Source organism: Salinicola sp. RZ23 (assembly GCF_003206675.1).
GTDB classification, from domain to species: domain Bacteria; phylum Pseudomonadota; class Gammaproteobacteria; order Pseudomonadales; family Halomonadaceae; genus Salinicola; species Salinicola endophyticus.
Window position 1 is genome coordinate 114,477 of the sequence record NZ_PZJK01000006.1, and the last position, 18,437, is coordinate 132,913.

General features: G+C 68.5%; 17 protein-coding genes. 7 read left to right on the forward strand and 10 right to left on the reverse strand.

Annotation, left to right across the window (positions count from 1 at the left end; translation table 11 throughout):
• Positions 1-17 precede the first annotated feature (17 nt).
• The 3 genes from DOM67_RS05380 (at position 18) to DOM67_RS05390 (ending at position 3,511) form a co-directional block, all read left to right on the forward strand.
• The gene (locus DOM67_RS05380; protein WP_110674634.1) at positions 18-1,565 is read left to right on the forward strand and encodes a DHA2 family efflux MFS transporter permease subunit; all 1,548 of its coding nucleotides are present in this window, start codon (positions 18-20) and stop codon (positions 1,563-1,565) included.
• Positions 1,566-1,611: 46 nt separating this feature from the next.
• Positions 1,612-2,820: an HlyD family secretion protein gene (locus tag DOM67_RS05385; protein WP_110674635.1), complete on the forward strand. Its 1,209-nt coding sequence runs from the start codon at positions 1,612-1,614 to the stop codon at positions 2,818-2,820.
• 79 nt (positions 2,821-2,899) lie between these two features.
• Complete coding sequence (locus tag DOM67_RS05390; protein WP_232825147.1) at positions 2,900-3,511, forward strand: LysE family transporter; 612 nt, start codon at positions 2,900-2,902, stop codon at positions 3,509-3,511.
• Here the strand turns inward: DOM67_RS05390 and DOM67_RS05395 are convergent.
• The 3 genes from DOM67_RS05395 to DOM67_RS05405 all read right to left on the reverse strand — a co-directional run bounded on the left by DOM67_RS05395 (position 3,429) and on the right by DOM67_RS05405 (position 6,673).
• Positions 3,429-4,334, reverse strand: a complete 906-nt coding sequence (locus DOM67_RS05395; RefSeq protein WP_110674637.1) for an AraC family transcriptional regulator — start codon at positions 4,332-4,334, stop codon at positions 3,429-3,431. The two genes, DOM67_RS05390 and DOM67_RS05395, sit on opposite strands and share 83 nt — an antisense overlap.
• 224 nt (positions 4,335-4,558) lie before the next feature.
• Positions 4,559-5,356 (reverse strand): MBL fold metallo-hydrolase, encoded by a 798-nt coding sequence (locus tag DOM67_RS05400; RefSeq protein WP_110674638.1) that lies wholly within the window; start codon positions 5,354-5,356, stop codon positions 4,559-4,561.
• Between the two features lie 348 nt (positions 5,357-5,704).
• Positions 5,705-6,673 (reverse strand): DMT family transporter, encoded by a 969-nt coding sequence (locus DOM67_RS05405; RefSeq protein ID WP_110674639.1) that lies wholly within the window; start codon positions 6,671-6,673, stop codon positions 5,705-5,707.
• 94 nt (positions 6,674-6,767) lie between these two features.
• Here DOM67_RS05405 and DOM67_RS05410 point away from each other — a divergent pair, with 94 nt between their 5' ends.
• Positions 6,768-7,679, forward strand: coding sequence for a LysR substrate-binding domain-containing protein (locus tag DOM67_RS05410; protein WP_110674640.1), 912 nt, complete (start codon positions 6,768-6,770; stop codon positions 7,677-7,679).
• A gap of 56 nt (positions 7,680-7,735) precedes the next feature.
• On the opposite strand, the gene DOM67_RS05415 is transcribed toward DOM67_RS05410, so the two are convergent.
• From DOM67_RS05415 to DOM67_RS05440, 6 genes are all read right to left on the reverse strand, one after another.
• Complete coding sequence (locus tag DOM67_RS05415; RefSeq protein WP_110674641.1) at positions 7,736-8,446, reverse strand: PIG-L family deacetylase; 711 nt, start codon at positions 8,444-8,446, stop codon at positions 7,736-7,738.
• Positions 8,447-8,515: 69 nt separating this feature from the next.
• The gene (locus tag DOM67_RS05420; protein ID WP_110674642.1) at positions 8,516-9,004 is read right to left on the reverse strand and encodes a hypothetical protein; all 489 of its coding nucleotides are present in this window, start codon (positions 9,002-9,004) and stop codon (positions 8,516-8,518) included.
• 112 nt (positions 9,005-9,116) lie between these two features.
• Positions 9,117-10,055 (reverse strand): DNA/RNA non-specific endonuclease, encoded by a 939-nt coding sequence (locus DOM67_RS05425; protein ID WP_110674643.1) that lies wholly within the window; start codon positions 10,053-10,055, stop codon positions 9,117-9,119.
• A 97-nt stretch (positions 10,056-10,152) separates the two neighbouring features.
• Positions 10,153-11,862, reverse strand: a complete 1,710-nt coding sequence (locus tag DOM67_RS05430; protein WP_110674644.1) for a thiamine pyrophosphate-dependent enzyme — start codon at positions 11,860-11,862, stop codon at positions 10,153-10,155.
• A gap of 283 nt (positions 11,863-12,145) precedes the next feature.
• Positions 12,146-13,585, reverse strand: coding sequence for an amidase (locus tag DOM67_RS05435; protein ID WP_110674645.1), 1,440 nt, complete (start codon positions 13,583-13,585; stop codon positions 12,146-12,148).
• A 73-nt stretch (positions 13,586-13,658) separates the two neighbouring features.
• Entirely contained in the window at positions 13,659-13,985 is a 327-nt protein-coding gene (locus tag DOM67_RS05440; protein WP_110674646.1) for a YrhK family protein, read from the reverse strand.
• Positions 13,986-14,141: 156 nt separating this feature from the next.
• Here DOM67_RS05440 and zwf point away from each other — a divergent pair, with 156 nt between their 5' ends.
• The 3 genes from zwf (at position 14,142) to DOM67_RS05455 (ending at position 17,892) form a co-directional block, all read left to right on the forward strand.
• Complete coding sequence (gene zwf / locus DOM67_RS05445; protein ID WP_110674647.1) at positions 14,142-15,722, forward strand: glucose-6-phosphate dehydrogenase; 1,581 nt, start codon at positions 14,142-14,144, stop codon at positions 15,720-15,722.
• A gap of 252 nt (positions 15,723-15,974) precedes the next feature.
• The gene (locus DOM67_RS05450) at positions 15,975-16,739 is read left to right on the forward strand and encodes a DeoR/GlpR family DNA-binding transcription regulator (protein ID WP_110674648.1); all 765 of its coding nucleotides are present in this window, start codon (positions 15,975-15,977) and stop codon (positions 16,737-16,739) included.
• Positions 16,732-17,892, forward strand: a complete 1,161-nt coding sequence (locus DOM67_RS05455) for an MFS transporter (RefSeq protein WP_110674649.1) — start codon at positions 16,732-16,734, stop codon at positions 17,890-17,892. The genes DOM67_RS05450 and DOM67_RS05455 overlap by 8 nt, the downstream gene beginning before the upstream one ends.
• On the opposite strand, the gene DOM67_RS05460 is transcribed toward DOM67_RS05455, so the two are convergent.
• The gene (locus DOM67_RS05460; RefSeq protein ID WP_110674650.1) at positions 17,876-18,433 is read right to left on the reverse strand and encodes a GNAT family N-acetyltransferase; all 558 of its coding nucleotides are present in this window, start codon (positions 18,431-18,433) and stop codon (positions 17,876-17,878) included. The genes DOM67_RS05455 and DOM67_RS05460 overlap by 17 nt on opposite strands.
• Positions 18,434-18,437 lie beyond the last annotated feature (4 nt).

Genomic DNA, 18,437 nt, shown 5'->3' on the forward strand with positions numbered 1-18,437 from the left:
CCAGGGAGCTGCCCGCGATGACGCAGGTCGACGAGATGTTCGCGCGCTACGGCCCACGCTACCGGCTGTGGGTCACGCTGACGGTGATGCTGGGGCTGGTCGCGCTGGGCATGTCGATCACTATCGTCAACGTGGCGATCCCCTACATCAAGGGCGCCTTCGGCATGAGCGACGCCCAGGTGCAGTGGCTATCGACCGGCTTTCTGGCCTCGACCACGGTGTCACTGCTGATCGCACCCTGGCTGGTGACCGCGGTGGGCCAGCGCGCCACCTTCATCGGCCTGCTGGTCGCCTTCATCGCCGCCTCGATCCTGGGCGGTCTGGGCCAGGGCATGGCGGCGCTGGTGGCGGCCAGGATCATCCAGGGCGGCATGACCGGGCTGATCCGTCCGGTGGCGATGCAGGCGCTGTTCGCCGCCTACCCGCCCGAGGGGCGCGGCATGGCTACTGCCATGTACGGCATGTGCCTGGGGCTGCCGCTGACACTGGCCACGGTGATCGGCGGCTGGCTGGTGGAGCACTTCACCTGGCGCTACGTCTTCTTCGTCACCCTGCCGATCTGTCTTGCAGCGATCGCCATGGGCGCGGTCTTCCTGCCCCGGCGCGAGCACCAGGGGCCGCCCCCGCCATTCGACTGGGCCGGCGTGGTGCTGCTGTTCGTGGCCGTATTCGCGCTGCTCGCGGCGCTCTCCAACGGCCAGCGCTGGGGCTGGTTCGACCCGCGCGTGCCGAGTCTGGTGGGGCTGGCCGCGGCCTGCGCCATCGCCTTCGTGAGCTGGCAGCGGCGCATCGCCCATCCGTTGCTCGACCTGGCGATCTTCACCCACCGGGCGTTCGTCGTCGGCACCCTGGCGATGTGCCTGTTCGGCGGCACCTTCTACGGCATCATGTATCTGCTGCCGCAGTTCGTGCAGTCGGTGCTGCACTACAGCCCGATCAGCGCCGGCCAGATCTTTCTGCCCTCGACCCTGGTGCTGGGCGTGCTGGTGCCACTGGTGGGGTGGCTCAGCGACCGCTATCCACCGCACTGGATCACCCTCCCCGGGCTCGCCTGCGCGCTGCTCTCGGTGTATTTGATGGCGGGCATGGACTGGAACACCTCCTTCGCCCACCTGGCGCTGGCGATGGCGATTCTCTCGATCGGCATGGCCGCCTTTCCGCCGCCTACCCTCTCCAACGCCATCACCAGCCTGCCACCACGGCTGATGGGCCACGGGTCAGGGGCGATCAACTTCTCGATGCAGCTCGGCGGCGCCCTGGGCACCGCCGGTCTGGTGATCCTGCTCGATCGCCATACCGCGATCCACGGCCAGTTGCTCAACGCCGGAGTCAACGCCGGCAACGCGCTGTCGCAGCAGGCGCTCGGCGACTACGCCCACCTCGCCGCGCGGCTGGGCATCGCGGCGCCCCAGCAGCAGGCCGTGGCCGGCTACCTGCTGGGCCGGGTCGAGGCGCTGTGGGCGTCGATCCTGGCCTATCAGGACGGTTTCTGGACCCTGATCGCCAGCCTGCTGGCGGTGGTGGTGCCGTCGCTGCTGCTGAGCCGCTGGCGGCGGCACGCGTGAAGCCGCCGTGCATTCTCCACTCTCCGACCGAGGAAGATCCGACACCATGACTGCCGACGCCCCCGCTCGCTCCCCCCGCCTGTCGCGGCGCCTCAAGCTGGCGCTGCTCGCGCTGCTCCTGCTGTTGGGGCTGATCTGGCTGGGGCTGGCGATCGCCCACCGCCTGACCCATGTCAGCGTGCAGGATGCGCGGGTGATGGCGGATCAGGTCACCGTCAGCAGCCGCCTGGATGGCTGGGTCACCGACTTCCACCTGACCGAGGGCGATACCCTGCAACGCGGCGCTGCCGTGGCTACCCTCTACAGCAAGCCGGACCGGCGCAAGCTGGCGGCGCTGGCGGCCGGCGTCGGCGCCCAGCAGGCGCGCCTCGACTACCAGCAGGCTCGCCTCGAACTGGCCCAGCGCCAGTACCAGGGCGGCCTGGATATCTCGCGTGAGGAGCTCGACGCCAGCAAGGCGGCGGAGCAGGCATCGCAGGCACGGCTGACCCAGGCCCAGCGCGACTATCAGCGCTCGGCCAAACTGCTCGAGAAGCACTCGATCTCGCAGCAGCGCCGCGATCAGGACTACTACCGCTACCGCGCGGCGGTTGCCGAGCACAAGCAGGCCAAGCAAGAGGTGGCGGTCAATCAGGCCCAGGCCGATAACGCCCGGGTCGGTTTCCTCAACGGCGTGCAGGTGCCGCTACCCAATCCGACGATCCTGCGCCAGCAGATCCGGATCGCACGCCAGGAGCTGGCCGAGGCCCAGGCCAAGCTCGACGAGGAGCGCCTGCGCATCGCCGATCTCGAGGTCAAGAGTCCGATCTCGGGGGTGGTCAACAAGACCCTGATCGACCAGGGCGAGTATGTCAGCGCGGGCCAGCCGATCCTGATGATGCACGACCCCTCGAAGCTGTGGGTCGAGGCCAACGTCAAGGAGACCGACATCGGCCAGCTGCGCCCCGGGCAGCCGGTGGCGATCAGCGTCGACGCCTTCCCCGACCGCCACTTCTCCGGCCATGTGGCGATCATCGGCCGCGCTGCCACCAGCCAGTTCGCGCTGCTGCCGGACCCCAACCCCTCGGGCAACTTCACCAAGATCACCCAGCGCCTGCCGGTACGCATCTACATCGACAAGGGCCCGACCGAGCTGATCGGCCCGGGCATGATGGTCGAGGTGGATATCGACGTCGGGGCAGACACCGTCTCCCCCGACGTCGCCCACACCCGGAGCGAGAAGGATGCGCAGGGTAAGAGGGGCACGGCCGGCTGAGAGATCAAGATCGTTCAATCCTGACGCGCCCTCCCCAGGCTAGGCTGCCGGCGACCTCTTTCGCTCAGGAGTGCGCTGCGTGTCTCTCTCCCTTGCCCTCTCGATGGCGGCCTTCGCCCTGGCAGCCTCACTCTCGCCCGGCCCGGTCAATCTGGTCGCCTTCAACCTGGGGCTCAACCGCGGCCTGGGGCCGGCGCTGCGCCACGTCAGCGGCGCCACCTGCGGCTTCAGCGTGCTGCTGCTGGCCATCGGCGGCGGCCTGCAGTGGCTGGCCCAATGGACAGCGCTGATGCATGCGATCCGCCTGGGCGGCGTACTTTTCCTGCTCTATCTGGCGTGGCGTCTGGCGCGCAGCGACGGCGCGCTCGTGCAGGAGACTCCCGGGCGGGCGCCCTCCTTCGTTGCCGGGGCGCTGATGCAGTGGCTCAATCCCAAGGCGTGGATCGCCTCGAGCGCCGGCATGGCCGCCTACACCGCCGGTGACCCGGCGCGGGTCGTCCCCTTCGCGCTGATCTTCTTCGGCATCTGCTATCTGAGCGTGGGCAGCTGGGCCCTGCTGGGTGCCAGGCTGCGCCGACGGCTGCCGAGCCCCGCTTGGGTGCGCCGGCTCAATCGCGGCATGGGGCTGGCACTGCTGGTGAGTGCGCTGATGCTGGCGACGATGCCACTGAGCGGTAGCGGTGCGGCGTGATCGCGGTCAGCCGCTTGAAGGCGCGCTGGAAGTGGGCCTGATCGGCGAATCGACACGCCAGCGCCACCTCGGCGATCGGCTCGCCGCGCTTGAGCGCGGTCTGCCCCTGGCGCACCCGGCAGTCGGTCAGATAAGCGTGGGGCGTGATGCCGTAACTGCGCTTGAAGCAGCGCACCAGATGCGCCGGAGAGACCCTCGCCACCGCAGCGAGATGTTCGAGCGTCAGCGCCTCGCGGCAGTGCTCGCGGATGTACCTCACCAGATCGGCCAGCGGTGGCGTGTCCACCGGGGCTTGCTGACGGAACAGCTCGCCCCGCGCCATCACTGCGCCGAACAGCCTTTCGCACTCGCCGGCCAGGGTGGCGGGACTCGCCTCCGCGGCGAACAGGCGCCGGCTCAGCGCCACCAGCGACCCGTGCAACGCGGGGTCGCGCCAGTGATGCCAGGCCAGCGGCCGCCACCCACCAGCGAGATCGGTGCTGTGACGACACTGCAGCGCGGCGAGCCAGTCCGGGTCGAGATAGAACATGACGTAGGACCAGGGGGCGTCACCGCACGGGTTGCAGGCGTGGACCTCGCCCGGATTCATGGCCACCAGGGCACCGCGCGACACCGGCAGCGTGGTGAAGGCCTCCCCCGGCACCTGATATTCGTAGAGACTGCGCCCGCCGGTGACCGCGCCCAGCGAGACGCTGTCGTGGCTGTGGCGGGCATAGCTGACCTCGCGCCCGTCGCGGGTCTCGCGCAGTTCGAGAAAGCCGAGCGCCGGATGGCGCCAGAAGCGCCGACTGTCGCGTTCGGCCGGGATCGGCTTGGCAGGCATGCTCATCTCCGCGATCGATGCTGTCTGGCGCCAGCATACACCGCCGCGAGGCTCGCCGCCGGGCCGAGGGCCCGGTCACCTCGGAGGGGGTTTACAAATTCGGCGAGCGAAGGCAAGACAAGGCAAAATCGGTCGAAAAAGCGGAGTTTACACGGGGTAAATGAGCTTTTTGAGGCCGATTTTAACGCCGTATTGCCGAGCACAGACATTTTGTAAATACCCTCTCAGGGTGTGAGCGCGCGACAGTGGCGCTGCACCGACTCGGCGACCACGCGGTCCGCCTCGAGCAGAATCTCGCGTCCGGCGAAGGCCGAGTAGAGGCTATCGAACTCGAGCCGGGAGAGACGCTCACCCATCGCCGCGACACAAGCGGCGTCCAGCGGCACGTTGTTGGGGTAGGACCACATGAACGAAGCCATCCGATCCGGGGTCACCAGCAGAGTGTCACCGCTCAACAGCAGACGGCGGGCCGGCCAGTGCAGCACGCTGGCACCGGGGAAATGCCCGCCCAGGCAGTGCACCTCCAAACCCGGCAGTGGCGCGAACTGCTCCCCCTCCCAGCAGTGCAGCCGCTCGCTGGGCAGAGTGACCCAGTCACGATCCGCCGCGTGCACGTAGACCGGACAGTCGAAGGTCTCGCCCCAGGCGGCCATGGTGCTGAAGTAGTGGGGATGCGAAAGCACGATGGCATCGACCCCGCCGAGCCCGTCGAGAATGTCCCGCGTCGCCTCGTCGAGCAGCGAGAGACAGTCCCACAACAGATTGCCGTGGGGTGTGCGCAGCAGGAAGGCCCGCTGGCCGATGGCGAAGCGCGGCGTGGTACTGATCGCCAGCAGCCCCTCGGCGAGATAGCGGAAGGTATTGCTGTGCCCCGCCGCCAGGCGCCCCGGCGTGGTCCACTGCTGCCCCTCCACCGGCACGAACTGGCGCTCATCCTCGCAGATGTCACAGTGTGCCGGCGGCGTTTCGCTGGCGGGATACTGAATGCCACAGGTGGCGCACAAGAAACCCTGGTGATGCATCGCGACCTCCTCTTCGTCTCCATGAGCGATGACGACATCCTCTTCCCTCAACTGAGGGCCTGTCGAGGCTCCCATCGCGGCCGCGACATAGTGTCATGAGGTGCAAGACAAGGCGCAGCGAGTGAAGTGTAGTGGTTCTACAGTCGCGAGCTGTAACGCCGTATTGCCACCTCATGGCCAATGGCCCTTCGGGTTGGGCCGCCCGTCGCGCCATGCTGCGTTGCTCGCCTGGGCCGTGGCCCACCACGGTCGGCGGCTCGCGCATGCCGGGCGGCACCACCGCGGCTCGTGCGGGGAGTCTCGACAGGCCCCAGCTCGAGGTCAAACCCACGCTAGCCTGGATAGCGATCAGCCACCGCGGCGCGTGAGTGCCAGCCCGCCGGCACTCAGGATCGCCGCCATGCCCACCAGCGTCTGGACATCCGGTACTTCGTCGAAGAGCCAGAAGCCCCAGCCGGCGGCGAACGGCAGATAGGCATAGTCGAAGATACCCACCAGCGCCGAAGGCGCGACCTGATAGGCCCGGGCGACCCACGTATTGACCGCGACCATCAGCAGCGCATAGAGCCCGATACGCCAGATGAGAGAGAGGTCGAGCGGTTGCCAGCCCCGGCGCAGAAAGCCATCGGTCTCGGGGGATAGCGCGATCACACCGAGCGTGCCGATGATGCCCATGAGCAGGAACCCCAGGTTGAGCCCCAGTGCCAGCAGCCACGGCGATACCGCCCGGCAGTGGTGCCGGGTCGCCACCATCGCCAGCGCGTAGCACAGGGCCGCCAGCAGGGGCAGCAGCATCGCCGGGGTGAATGACGCGCTGCCGGGGCGCAGCACGACCAGCACGCCGGCGAAGCCGAGCAGCAGCGCCACGCCCTGCCGCCACCGCAGGGCCTCGCCGCCGAGCCTGGCGAGCAGGGCGATGAACAGCGGCGTGGTGTAGATGCCGACCGCCGCCACGCTCAGCGGGATCCACGGCAGCGCCGCATAGAAGGCGATCCACATCGCCAGCAGCAGTGCGCTACGCACCCCGATCCAGCACCAGACCGGAACCTCCCGGGGCAGCCCCCACCCCTGCCGCCACCAGCCGACGCTCAGCAGGGGCAGCGACACCAGCGGTGCCATCACCAACAACTGCCACAGCGATAGCGCATGTCCCAGCGATTTGACCAGGGCGTCGGCCAGCGACAGCAGCATCACCGCGACGACGATCAGCGCCACGCCCTGGCCAGGCTTGTCTTTCTCGCCGACGTTGGGGATGGTGGCAGTGACGCTGCCGCGCGGCGCCGCTCTGCGCGCGCTCGTCTCATGTCGGGTCTGCATGGCAACGGCCTCATCTGGCGGATGAGCGGGCAGGATCACCCACGCCAGCCCCGGCCAACAGCGATCTTTACGTCACCATCCATGAGTCTGGATTATGCATGCCTTGAGCCGATCGCTACCGCCCCTGGCCGCGCTGCTGCCGTTCGAGGCCGCCGCCCGCCTGGAGAGCTTCACCCGTGCGGCCGCGGAGCTCCACCTGACCCAGGCGGCGATCAGCCGGCAGATTCGTGCGCTCGAGCGCGATCTGGGCGTAGCCCTGTTCGAACGTCGCAATCGCGGCGTCTTCCTCACGCCCGAGGGCCGCGAGCTGGCCCGCACGCTCGCCGAGAGCCTGGGGCAGATCGCCCGGCACGCCGAGACGATTCGCGGCGGCGAACGCGGCCAGCGGGTGATTCTGTTCTGCCAGCTATGCGAAGCGTTCTACTGGCTGATGCCACGCCTGGCCGACTTCCATCGGCGTCATCCAGAGATCGATCTGAAGCTGATCACCTCCACTCGCCCCCTGAGCGAACAGCGCGACCCCTTCGACGTGGCGCTGCAGACCCATGGCCGCCCCAGTGGCGGCCATGCGCTGGCATTCACCGCCAGCGACACCATCCTGCCGGTGTGCAGCCCGGACCACCCCGCCGCGCAACAGGCCCCGCTCGCCCCGGCGGAACTTGCGACTTTCGAGCTCCTGCACCATCACGTAGCGCCGGCCGAGTGGATAGGGTGGCATGACTGGTTCGAGGCCATGGGAGAGACGCCAGCGACCGATCTCGGCGGCAGGCGCTTCGACAGCTACCCACTGCTGCTGCAGGCGGCGCTCTCCGGACACGGCATCGCCCTGGGCTGGGCGCGCACCACCCAGCGGCTGATCGCGGCCGGCGACCTGGTCGCCCCGGTCGATGAGCGGTTTTTCCAGCCCGAGGCGATTGGCGTCTACGTGCACCGGAACGCCACGCAGCGCCGCGCCAGCCGCGCCCTGCTCGACTGGCTGGAGGACGCACTGCAACAGGAGGGGTGAACGGTATTCGACGCACCGTGACCTGGCGGAGTGACTCGGTGCGACACTAAGGCCGCTCAGCGGCTGTCGTTGCGCTCGCGCCAGGCCGCGACGAAGGCCTCGCTGGGCAGTGCGCGGAATAGCTCGGTGGAACGGATCGCGGCCTGGAAGTAGCGATCGCGCTCCGGCGCGAAGGTGGGCACGAAGCCCGCCCGCCGTGCCCGCCGGCGCCGCTGCGACCAGTCGGCTCGGGGCGAGAGATCGCTCATCGCATCCAGCAGCAGCGCCTTGTGCTTCTGCATCGCGGGAGAGAGTGGCCACGCCAGCGGCGTCGGCGCCGACGCAAACAGCCGTTCGATGGCGATCTCCGCCGGCGGCATCCACGCCGGCTGGAACGCCGGGCCGGGGGGAAAGGCGTCGCGATAGTGGTTGGCGTAGAGCAGCACCGTGCGCGGCCGGTGGCGGCTACCGTCGAGGGCCAGGGCGAGGGCCAGCGACGCGGCGCGGTGATCCGGATGCGGATCGAACTCGGGATCGGTGACCAGCAGCGTGGCCGGCTTCAGGGTGTCGATCAGCTGACGCAGCGCCGCGACCACGTCATCGCGCTCGAGCCGCTCGTCGCGGCTTGGCGGCAGCGCAATACGGTTGAAGCGGCGGGCATCAGACAGCGGAATGGGCAGGCGCTGGCCGATGCCATCATGCATCAGCGCCCAGCCGGCGCCGTCGGGCACCCCGACCAGGGTCGAGCGCTCCGGCGGGATGCCCGACAGCAGCGGCGTGGCAAACACGTTCCAGCGCCGCCACTCGGCCTTGCGCCGGATCGCACTGTCTAGGTCGTCGTCGAGCCCGCTCAGATACTAGCGCTTGAGCCCCTTGAGCTGCTCGCCGCAGGAGAGCGTGACCAGATGCACCGACTCGGCATGATCGGTGTAGAAACCGCCAGCGGCGATCTCGGCATCATCGGGGTGCGGGGCCAGAATCAGGATCGGCCCCTCGATCGCCGGCTGCACGTGGCATCGCGCCTGCGGCGCCTGAGTCAGCCGGGCGCCGGAGAGCGTCAGGCTCAGCGTGATGGCAGTGGCGCAAGGCGGCAGCCGCCAGGCGATGCGCTGATCGCGACGCCGCGCCTCCAGCGAGTAGGTGAGCGTCGCCTGCCCCGCGCCGGAAAGGGTCACGCTCGGCAGACCGCGGCGCCAGCGCGACCGCGGCGCCAATGCCAGCGAGATCTCGATCAGCCGGGTCCGCGCCGGGGCGGCGGGGAGCGTCAGCGTGGCAGCTTGACGCTGCCAGTCAGTGGCCGTGATCGTCTGCTCCCTCGTCGCCTCCCCCGTCATCGACTGCCACATCAACCTCTTCCTCCCGCGTGAAGATCGCACGCCCTCTCCGCGCGCTCGGGGCATGGTAAGGCAAGCACGCGCAGGGGCAAGCGCTATCCACGCTGCCGTGCCGATCCCGAACTCACACGCGGATGTCCTCGGGCCCGCGGATCTCCGCTTCGATGCGAGTGCCGGTGGCACGCTCCTCCACGGAGAAGCCGTCGAAACGCGAGAGCTCGCCGAAATCGAGCTGGGTCAGCGCCTCGATACGGGCGATGCTGCGCTGGTAGGTGCGGTACTGGCCGAACAGGAAACCGGGTCCCAGCTCGTCGAGCTCGTCGGCCTGATCGATCATGTAGGCCGTGGCCGAGGGGCGGCCATCCTCGCCGCGGAAGGCGATCACCTTCCAGTAGGCTTCGGGGATGCGTACGCCGCGATAGTGCCGATCACTGGCGCGGAAGACCGGCCCGGTGAAGATGCACAGCCGCTGGTCATCGGCGCGGGCGTGTTCGAGCAGATAGTCCTCCAGCCCCAGCCAGGTACGCTGGTTGAACGCCGCCATCTGCGGCGTGCAGTTGGTGAAGTGGAAGGTGTCGGCATTGGCCTGCTCGGCCAGCTCCCCCCAGTTGGCCGAGGTGCGCCGCACCAGATGGCCGCGATCCAGCGGATTGCGCGCATAGAGATCCTCCCCCGCCTGCAGCGCAGGGTCGATGCGCGGATCAAAGCGCCAGTTGTCGTTCTCGCGTGGCACCGAGACCAGCCGGCTGCCGTCGAGATTGAGCGCAGTGAAGATCGCCAGCCGCCGCGAACGCGACATCACCAGCGAGAAGTGGGTGTAGTCGAGACGCCCATCGTCGCGCCCGGGTACCGGGGTGACGTCCTCGGCGCGCGTGCCCACCGGCGTGGGCAGCGACACCGCGAAGTCGTTCAGGAACGTTTCCGTGAACCCCTGGCGGTCGGAGAGATCCTCGCGTGCCGTCGCCGTCGCCGGAGCCATGGCGGCCCGCCGCGCTGTCACCAGCGGGCGCATGTCGCGCAGCCCGCCTCTCGCACTCTGGCCAGGCCTGGTATCGTCGTTCATCGCTGCCTCCTATCGCAGCCGTGGCTCTACAGGCGCGCGGCCGCGGCGTCTGCCGCAGCCGCGCTCTCGTCCACCCCTTTCGTTCACACCCTCTCGCTCATTTCCAGAAGTTGTTCTTGACCAGATCGACCACATCGCTCAGGCGCCCGTTGAGTACCGCCTTGCCCGAGTAGAGGGCAGTGGAGGCGACCTGGCCCGGCTCGATCTTGGGCGGCATCACCAGCTCCATGCGGTTGACCTTGACGTCGAGCAGCGCCGGACCGTCGTGGGCCAGCCATTCGGCAATCGCCCCTTCGAGTTCGTGGCGCTTCTCGACCCGACCGCCCCACAGCCCCATCGCCTGCGCCATCTTGCCGAAGTCGGGATTGTCGAGATCGGTGTAGCTGTCGAGCAGCCCCTCGACCTTCTGTTCCAGTTCGACGAAGCCGAGCGAGCCGTTGTTGAACACCAGCACCTTGACCGGTACCCGCTCCTGCTTGAGCGTGAGCAGATCCCCCAGCAGCATGGTCATGCCGCCGTCGCCGCACATCGCGATCACCTGGCGCTCCGGGAACGCCTTCTGAATCCCGATCGCCTGGGGATAGGCGTTGGCCATGGTGCCATGGACCAGGCTGGAGAGCGTGCGCCGCTCGCCGCGGGCGCGGATATGGCGCAGCATCCACACCATCGGACTGCCACCGTCGGCGGTGAAGAAGGCGTCATCGGCGGCGGCGGTATCCAGCGCCAGCGTCAGCTCCTGGGGATGGATCAGCGTATCGTCCTGGCTCTCGGGCTCGTCGTGGGCCAGCGCCTTGTGGTACTGATCGCGGCACTTTTCCAGCCAGCGGGTGTCGCTCTGGGCATCGACGATCTGTGCCAGCGCCGCGCAGGTGTCGCGGACACTGCCGACCAGGCCGATGTCGACCGGATGGCGCTTGCCGATCTGCTGCGGGTCGATGTCGACCTGGATGATGGTCGCCTTCTCCGGATAGAACTGGGTCCAGGCGAAGCTGCAGCCGAGCAGGATCAGGGTGTCGCAATCGGCCACCGCGTGATAGCCGCCGGCCAGCCCGAAGACCCCGGTCATGCCGACCTCGAAGGGGTTGTCCGGCTCGATGAAATCCTTGGCCCGAGAGGTCCACGCCACCGGCGCATTGAGCTTGGCCGCCAGCGCCAGCACCTCGGAACGCGCGTGCTCACAGCCGAAACCGGCGTAGATCGAGATCTTGCCACCGGCGTTGATCCGCTTCACCGCCGGCACCAGCTCCTCGGCGTTGGGGCGCACCACCGGATCGAAGCGGTGGGCGCGGTAGGGTAGATCCTGGCTCGGCGTCTGGGTGAACAGGTCGCCGTGTACCACCAGCACCGCCACGCCGTTCTTGGCCAGCGCCGTCTGTGCCGCCAGGGCCGCCATCCGGCGCGCCTGATCGGGATTGACGATGGTTTCGCAGAAGACGCTGTACTGGGCGTAGATCGGCTTGGGATCGACATCCTGGGGAAAGCCGACGCCACTGTCGCCGGTGGCCACCTGGGAGGCGATCATCACCACCGGAGAGCCGTTGCGGTGCGTCTCGAACAGGCCATTGACGAAGTGCAGCGAGCCGGGCCCGCAGGTGCCGGCACACAGGGTCAGCTCGCGGGTCATGTAGGCCTCGCCCCCGGCAGCAAACCCACCCACCTCCTCGTGACGCACGTGGACCCACTCCAGCTCGCTGCGACGAATGGCATCGGTGAAGTGGTTGATGGTATCCCCGACCACGCCGTAGCAGCGCTTGGCACCGGCCTCGGCAAGGGTTTCGACGATGATTTCGGCGACGTTCTGACTCATGGGATCACTCCTTCGCAACGACGTGGGCGGCGCTTTCCGCCATGACGCAGGGTAAGACCCGGCTCACCGGGTGATGACGGTTCTCTGTCGCGGACGCAACGGCGCGGGCCGTTCCTTGGCATCCTGCTTAAACCGGCCCGCCTTCGGCCTGCCGGTTTAAGCGTAGTCGCTGGCCGTGCGACGGCTAGCGCTGAAGCGCGCCAGGCTCCGCCGGAGGGCCCCGGCGGCGCGTCCCGGTGGAGAGTCCCGCGATATGCTGGCACGGCCGCGGGCCGTCAGCCGCTCACGCCTGGATCGCCGGGTCCGGCACCCGCGGAAAGCGCGGCGGATGTGCCTGCAGATAGGCGTGGCAGGCACGCAGCACGCGGGCATCGTCGTGCTTGCCGCCGGCGAGCTGGAAGCCCACCGGCAGCCCCGACTCGGTAAAGCCGCACGGTACCGAGGCCGCCGGCTGCTGACTCAGATTGAAGGGATAGGAGAATGGCGCCCACTCCTCCCAGTCGCGCATGTCACTGCCGGGGGGGACCTCGTGATTCACCGCGAACGGCGCGATCGGTACCGTGGGGGTCATCAGCAGGTGGTAGTGCTGGTTGAAGCGCTCCAGACCCTGGGTGAGGCTGGCGCGCTCGCGCAGCGCCTGGAACAGATCGAGTGCACTGAAGCGCTCGGCCCGCTGGGCGTTGGCCGCCAGCCCCGGGTCGAGCTGTTCGCGCTGGCGCGCATCGCAGTGGTTCCAGAAGTCGAGGGAGGCAGTGAACCAGAGCTTCTGAAAGATCTCGATCGGTGATTCGAACCCGGGATCGAGCTCCTCGACCTCGGCTCCCAGCGCTTCGAGATTGTGCGCCGCCTCGCGCACCCGAGCAGCGATCTGCGGGTCGACCTCGGCATAGCCCAGTGTCGGCGAGTAGGCGATACGCAGCCCGCGCAGGTCGCCATTCAGCTCGGCGCCCCAGTCGTCGGGCTGGCCGCGGGTGGCATAGGGGTCGCGATAGTCGTAGCGGCCGATCACGTTGAGCATGCGCACCGCATCTTCGACGCTGCGCGTCAGCGGCCCGATATGCGACAGCGACGGCTCGGTCGCCGGCGGCCACTGCGGAGTCCAGCCGTAGGTGGGCTTGAAGCCGAACACCCCAGTGAAGGCGGCCGGGATACGGATCGAGCCCCCGGAGTCGCCGCCCTGGTGCAGCACGCCCAGGTTGAGCGCCGCGGCTGCCGCGGCACCGCCGGAGGAGCCGCCCGGCGTCAGTCGGGTATCCCAGGGGTTGCGGGTGGCGCCGAAGACCCGGTTGTCGGTCACCGCCTTCCAGCCGAACTCCGGCGTATTGGTCTTGCCCAGAATCACCGCCCCCGCCTCACGCAGCATGCGCGCCGGCGGGCAGTCGTGCTCGCAGAGCGCGCTGGAGGTGGTCAGCGAGCCCTCACGGGCCGGCATGCCGGCGACCTCGGCCAGGTCCTTCATCGAGACCGGAATCCCATCGATCGCGCTCAGCGGCTTGCCCTGCCCCCAGCGCCGCGCCGACGCCTTGGCCGCCGCCTCGGCGCCCTCCCGGTCGACATGGACATAGGCGTTGACGGCGTCGTTGAAACGCTCGATGCGCGCCAGCGCCGCCCGGGTCGCCTCCAGCGGCGAGGCCTCGCCGCTGGCGAACAGCCGCTGGAGGGTACCGGCATCCATATTGCCCAGGTCGCTTCCCAGATCGCTATCGTGATTCGCGCTGCTCATCCTGAACTCTCCGCTTGCGTCGGTGACATCCTGTGGACGTTCAGGCTAGCAGCGCAGCGCCGGTGGCGCCGGGTCAGAAATCGTGCTCGGCCTCGGGCGGCAACTGCGGCGCCTCGCGCAGGCGCCGGATGTGGATGTGCCGCATCAGGCGGATCACCGGCCGGATCAGCATCTCGATACTGCCGATGAAGAACAGCCAGGTCCCGTAGTAGGTCAGCGCCTCGGAGAAGAAGAACAGGCTGCCGATCACGAACCAGATGCCGATCAGAATGTCGTTGATGATACTGACGACCTCGTAGCGCTTACGGATCACCAGCTCCTCATGGCCGATCCGCAGCGTCAGTGGCGGCAGAGTTGGCGGGTTGCTCTTATGCTTGTATTGGGTCTGCGCGTCAGGCATGTCTTTCTCCTCGTGACCAGGTTCGTGTCGCCGTCGGGCCGCGGATCGCGGCGCCCGCCCTGCGGCGGTGACGGCAGCACCCCGGCGTATGACGCTGACAGCAGCGTAGTGAATTGTAAACGCCGGCGCGTCCGGCACCGCATGGAGACGACTTTCATGGCAGCATCCGCACAGCGCCAATCCCGCGACATCCCGGTCGCCGACGACACCACCCTGTTCATCTTCGGCGCCAGCGGCGACCTGGTGAAACGCCTGCTGATCCCATCGCTCTACCATCTCGACCGCGACGGCCTGCTCGACGATGCCATGCGCATCGTCGGGATCGATCTCGCCGAGCACGACGACGCCAGTTTCCGCGAGCATCTCCAGGCCTTTCTCGCCGACAAGGACGCCGCCAACCACGCCGAGGGGCGCGATGCCGATCTCGACCCCGACACCTGGGCCGCCTTTGCCCAACGTCTGCACTACCGTCAGGGCGACTTCACCCAAAGCGACATCTATGCCGAGATCGCCACGTTGATCGAGGCCGGCACCAGTGCCAACGCGGTCTTCTACTGCGCCACCGGCTCGCGCTTCTTCGGCGCTATCGCCACCCGCCTGGGCGAGGCGGGACTGCTCGCCGAGCGCGACGGCCAGTACCGCCGGCTGGTGGTGGAGAAGCCCTTCGGCCATGACCTGGAGTCGGCGCGCACGCTCAACGCCCAGCTGCTGGAGGTGATGCAGGAGCGTCAGATCTATCGGATCGATCACTTCCTGGGCAAGGAGACGGTCCAGAACATCCTGGTCGCCCGCTTCGCCAACGTGCTGTTCGAGCCGTTCTGGAACAACCACTACATCGACCACATCCAGATCACCGCCGCCGAGACCGTCGGGGTCGAGAAGCGCGCCGCCTTCTACGACCGCACCGGGGCCATGCGCGACATGGTGCCCAATCACCTGTTCCAGCTGCTGGCCATGGTCGCCATCGAGCCGCCGTCGGCGTTCGGTGCCGATGCCCTGCGCAACGAGAAATCGAAGGTGCTAGAGGCGATTCGCCCCTGGACGCCGCAAGAGGCCGCCGCCAACTCGGCGCGCGGACGCTATACGGCGGGCAGGATGGGCGACGCCGAGGTGCCCGGCTATCTCGATGAAGAGGGCGTCGATCCGGACAGCCAGACCGAGACCTATGTGGCGATGAAGGTGATGGTCGACAACTGGCGCTGGATCGGCGTGCCCTTCTATCTGCGCACGGGCAAGCGCATGAGCGCCCGCGACACCGAGATCGCGATCTGCTTCAAGCCGGCGCCCTACGCCCAGTTTCGTGACACCGATGTCGAACGCATGGCGGCCAACTGGCTGATCATCCAGATCCAGCCCAACGAGGGCATGTGGTTCGACTTCCAGGCCAAGCGACCCGGGCCGGAACTCGAGATGGACACGGTCAAGATGGGCTTCGCCTACAAGGACTTCTTCGAACTGCCCGCGGTCACCGGCTACGAGACGCTGATCTACGACTGCCTCACCGGCGACCAGATGCTGTTTCAGCGCGCCGATACCATCGAGAACGGCTGGCGCGCGGTGCAGCCGTTCCTCGACGCCTGGACCGAAACCGCCGACCTGGCGGACTACCCCGCCGGCGAGGATGGACCGCAGAGCGCGCATGACCTGATCGAGCGCGACGGGCGCCAGTGGCACCAGGTCGGCTCCCCCACCGGCCCCGGCGTGGCACCGACACCGGGCAAGACGCGGCAAGAGTAGTCTGCGGGGAGAGCCAAGCGCGGACGGGGCGACTGCGCGTCGCCTCGCCCCCGTGGCCTGCCAGCACCCGCTCTCCCCGAGCGCGTGCTCTTCCCGCCATGTCCGGCTCGCCTCGCGGCCTGTCGGCCAGCCTCCAGATATCAGCACGATGGTGCACCCCGAAACACCCGCGCCGGCTCGTGGACACTCGCGCTGGATGTGCGCACGTCGCCATGCTATAAACCGCACAAATCAGCAAATGACAGCAAAAACATGCATTATGACGCAAAGCTCAATGTCCCCGAAACCCGCCAGGAGCTTCTGGCCGCGCGCCTGTCCCGGGGCGATCAACTGATCGCGAGCCGGCTGGCGCAGGAGTTCGACGTCTCGCTGGACACCATCCGCCGCGACATCATCGCGCTCGAGCGTGCAGGCATGGCACAGCGCGTGCGCGGCGGTGCCGTGGCCGCAGTACCGGCGCCACCGATCCAGTATCGGCTCCCCCAGCGCTCAGCCGCGGCCGATGCCATGATTCAGCGCGCGCTGCAGGAGGTCGCCGAAGCCAAGACCTTGCTGATCGATGGCGGCAGCACGCTGCTCGGGCTCGCCGAGCGTCTCCCGCCACGTCCGGGGCTTCTGGTCATCACCCCCTCGCCTTGGATCGCCGTCGCCTGCCAGAAGCAGGGCATCGCCGTTTTCATGCTGGGGGGCGATCTGAGCGCCTCAGGGGGTGTCAATGTGGGCGACACCGCGCTATTGGCCGCTGGCGACCTGCATGCGGAGATCGCCCTGCTCGGCGTCTGCGGGATCGATAGCACCTTCGGACTCAGCGCCGACGACGCCCAGGAGGCGCGACTCAAGCAGGCGATGGCGTCGGCTGCCGATCGCACCCTGATTCTCGCCTCCCGGGACAAGATCGGTCGTCGTGCACGCCACCGGGCCGTGCCGCTGACACAGATCGACACTCTGATCACCGACGCCGCAGCCGCTGACACGAGCGCTTTCGCGGAGAGCGGCCCGAGGATCGTACATGCCTAGCCCTGTTCGCATCTGGAGCGCGGTGGCCGCCATGTTCTTTCTCAATGGCGGTCTGTTCGGCACCTGGGCGTCGCGCATTCCGCGGGTCACCGAGCTGCACGGTCTCGATGACGCCGGGCTCGGCCTGCTGCTGCTGGGGTTGGGGGGCGGCGCGCTGATCTCGTTTCCGCTGGCCGGGCGCGCCGCCGACCATTTCGGTGCGGCACGCACCACCCGCGCCCTGGCCATCGCCTGCGCCCTGGCACTGGGTCTGGTCGCCGCGGCGCCCGGAGTGTGGACACTCGCCCTGGCGCTGGTGCTGTTCGGGGCCGTGCAGGGAGCCATGGACGTGACCATGAACGGCTGGGCCGGCGAGGCCGAACGTGCCCTCGCCAAGCCGGTGATGGCCTCCTTCCACGCCCTGTGGAGCCTGGGCGCCGGGGCAGGCGCGGCGCTCGGCTACCTGGCGACCCACCTGGCGCTCCCACTGCCATGGCACTTCCTCATGGCGGGCGGTCTGCTCTACGCGGTCACCGCGGTGGTGGCCGCCGTGCCGTGGCCCGGCGAGCGCCGCCAGTCACCGCCCAAGGCCGCGGCCCGGCGCCTGCCGTTACCGCGAGGGGCGCTGCTGTGGGTCGGCGTGGTCGCCCTGTGCGCCTCCCTCGGCGAAGGCGCCGTGGCGGACTGGAGCGCACTCTTTCTGCTCGATGCCACCTCGGCCAGCGCGGCCCAGAGCACCCTGGGCTACGCCATCTTCTCCACCGCCATGGTGATCATGCGGCTGGTCGGCGCGGGGCTGATCCTGCGTCTCGGTACCACCACGGCGACGCGTCTCGCCGGCCTCTCGGCCGCCCTGGGCGTGGCCCTGGCGGTGCTCTCCGGCACGCTATACCCCGTCCTGGCCGGCTTCTTCCTGATGGGAATCGGCTATGCCCTGGTGATGCCGCTGGCGTTCTCGCGCGCGGCCAACGACCCCGAGATGTCACCCGGCGCCGCGATCGCCAGCGTCGCCACCCTGGGCTACGGCGGCATGCTGCTGGGGCCGCCGCTGATCGGCTTCGCCGCCAGTCTGATCACGCTGCACTACGCCTTCGCCCTGCTCGGCGTGCTGTCGCTGTTCATCGTCTTGCGTGCCCGAGCGCTGGCGCCCCCCGCCGTCAGCGAGCCGGCATGACCAGCGGCCGCGCCATCAGTTTCTCCACCAGCGGCTGCGCGTCGATGGCGAAATCCTGATCGAGTTCCAGATCGCACAGACCGCAGCACTGGTAGAAGCGAATCGCCGGCGCATTGTCGGCGAGGACCCACAGCCCCACCTCGCGATAGCCCTGGTCAAGGCACCACCTCAGGGCGGCCTGCCACAGGGCGCTGCCGACGCCCTGGCGCTGTGCCCGCGGGGCGACATAGAAGCCATAGAGCTCGGCCCAGCCGGGGGTGAGTGTCTGGACCTCGGGCCGCGCGCTCTCGCTCTGGCGAAAAGGCCCGACACTCACCCAGCCGAGCGGCTCACCTGCCTGGGTGTCTGTACGGATGTCCGAATGCGTGCCGACATAGACCACCGCCCCCGCCTCGAGCTGCGAGCGCCAGGCAGCGGCACGCGCGGCGACATCCAGCCCCGCCAGCGTGGCCTCGGCGATCCAGCTGCGGTAGTTGTTGCGCCAGGCGTCGACGTGGATGGTTGCGATGGCCTCGGCATCGGCTGGGGTGGCACGGCGCACCCGC

What these genes read in the sequence shown, in the direction of transcription:
- DOM67_RS05380 (WP_110674634.1), top strand. Translation starts at nt 18, where the DNA reads ATGACGCAGGTCGACGAGATGTTCGCGCGCTACGGCCCACGCTACCGG.
- DOM67_RS05450 (WP_110674648.1), top strand. Translation starts at nt 15,975, where the DNA reads ATGCATTATGACGCAAAGCTCAATGTCCCCGAAACCCGCCAGGAGCTT.
- DOM67_RS05385 (WP_110674635.1), top strand. Translation starts at nt 1,612, where the DNA reads ATGACTGCCGACGCCCCCGCTCGCTCCCCCCGCCTGTCGCGGCGCCTC.
- DOM67_RS05400 (WP_110674638.1), bottom strand. Translation starts at nt 5,356, where the DNA reads ATGCATCACCAGGGTTTCTTGTGCGCCACCTGTGGCATTCAGTATCCC.
- DOM67_RS05410 (WP_110674640.1), top strand. Translation starts at nt 6,768, where the DNA reads ATGCATGCCTTGAGCCGATCGCTACCGCCCCTGGCCGCGCTGCTGCCG.
- DOM67_RS05455 (WP_110674649.1), top strand. Translation starts at nt 16,732, where the DNA reads ATGCCTAGCCCTGTTCGCATCTGGAGCGCGGTGGCCGCCATGTTCTTT.
- DOM67_RS05420 (WP_110674642.1), bottom strand. Translation starts at nt 9,004, where the DNA reads ATGTGGCAGTCGATGACGGGGGAGGCGACGAGGGAGCAGACGATCACG.
- DOM67_RS05435 (WP_110674645.1), bottom strand. Translation starts at nt 13,585, where the DNA reads ATGAGCAGCGCGAATCACGATAGCGATCTGGGAAGCGACCTGGGCAAT.
- DOM67_RS05395 (WP_110674637.1), bottom strand. Translation starts at nt 4,334, where the DNA reads ATGCCTGCCAAGCCGATCCCGGCCGAACGCGACAGTCGGCGCTTCTGG.
- DOM67_RS05430 (WP_110674644.1), bottom strand. Translation starts at nt 11,862, where the DNA reads ATGAGTCAGAACGTCGCCGAAATCATCGTCGAAACCCTTGCCGAGGCC.
- DOM67_RS05440 (WP_110674646.1), bottom strand. Translation starts at nt 13,985, where the DNA reads ATGCCTGACGCGCAGACCCAATACAAGCATAAGAGCAACCCGCCAACT.
- zwf (WP_110674647.1), top strand. Translation starts at nt 14,142, where the DNA reads ATGGCAGCATCCGCACAGCGCCAATCCCGCGACATCCCGGTCGCCGAC.
- DOM67_RS05405 (WP_110674639.1), bottom strand. Translation starts at nt 6,673, where the DNA reads ATGCAGACCCGACATGAGACGAGCGCGCGCAGAGCGGCGCCGCGCGGC.
- DOM67_RS05425 (WP_110674643.1), bottom strand. Translation starts at nt 10,055, where the DNA reads ATGAACGACGATACCAGGCCTGGCCAGAGTGCGAGAGGCGGGCTGCGC.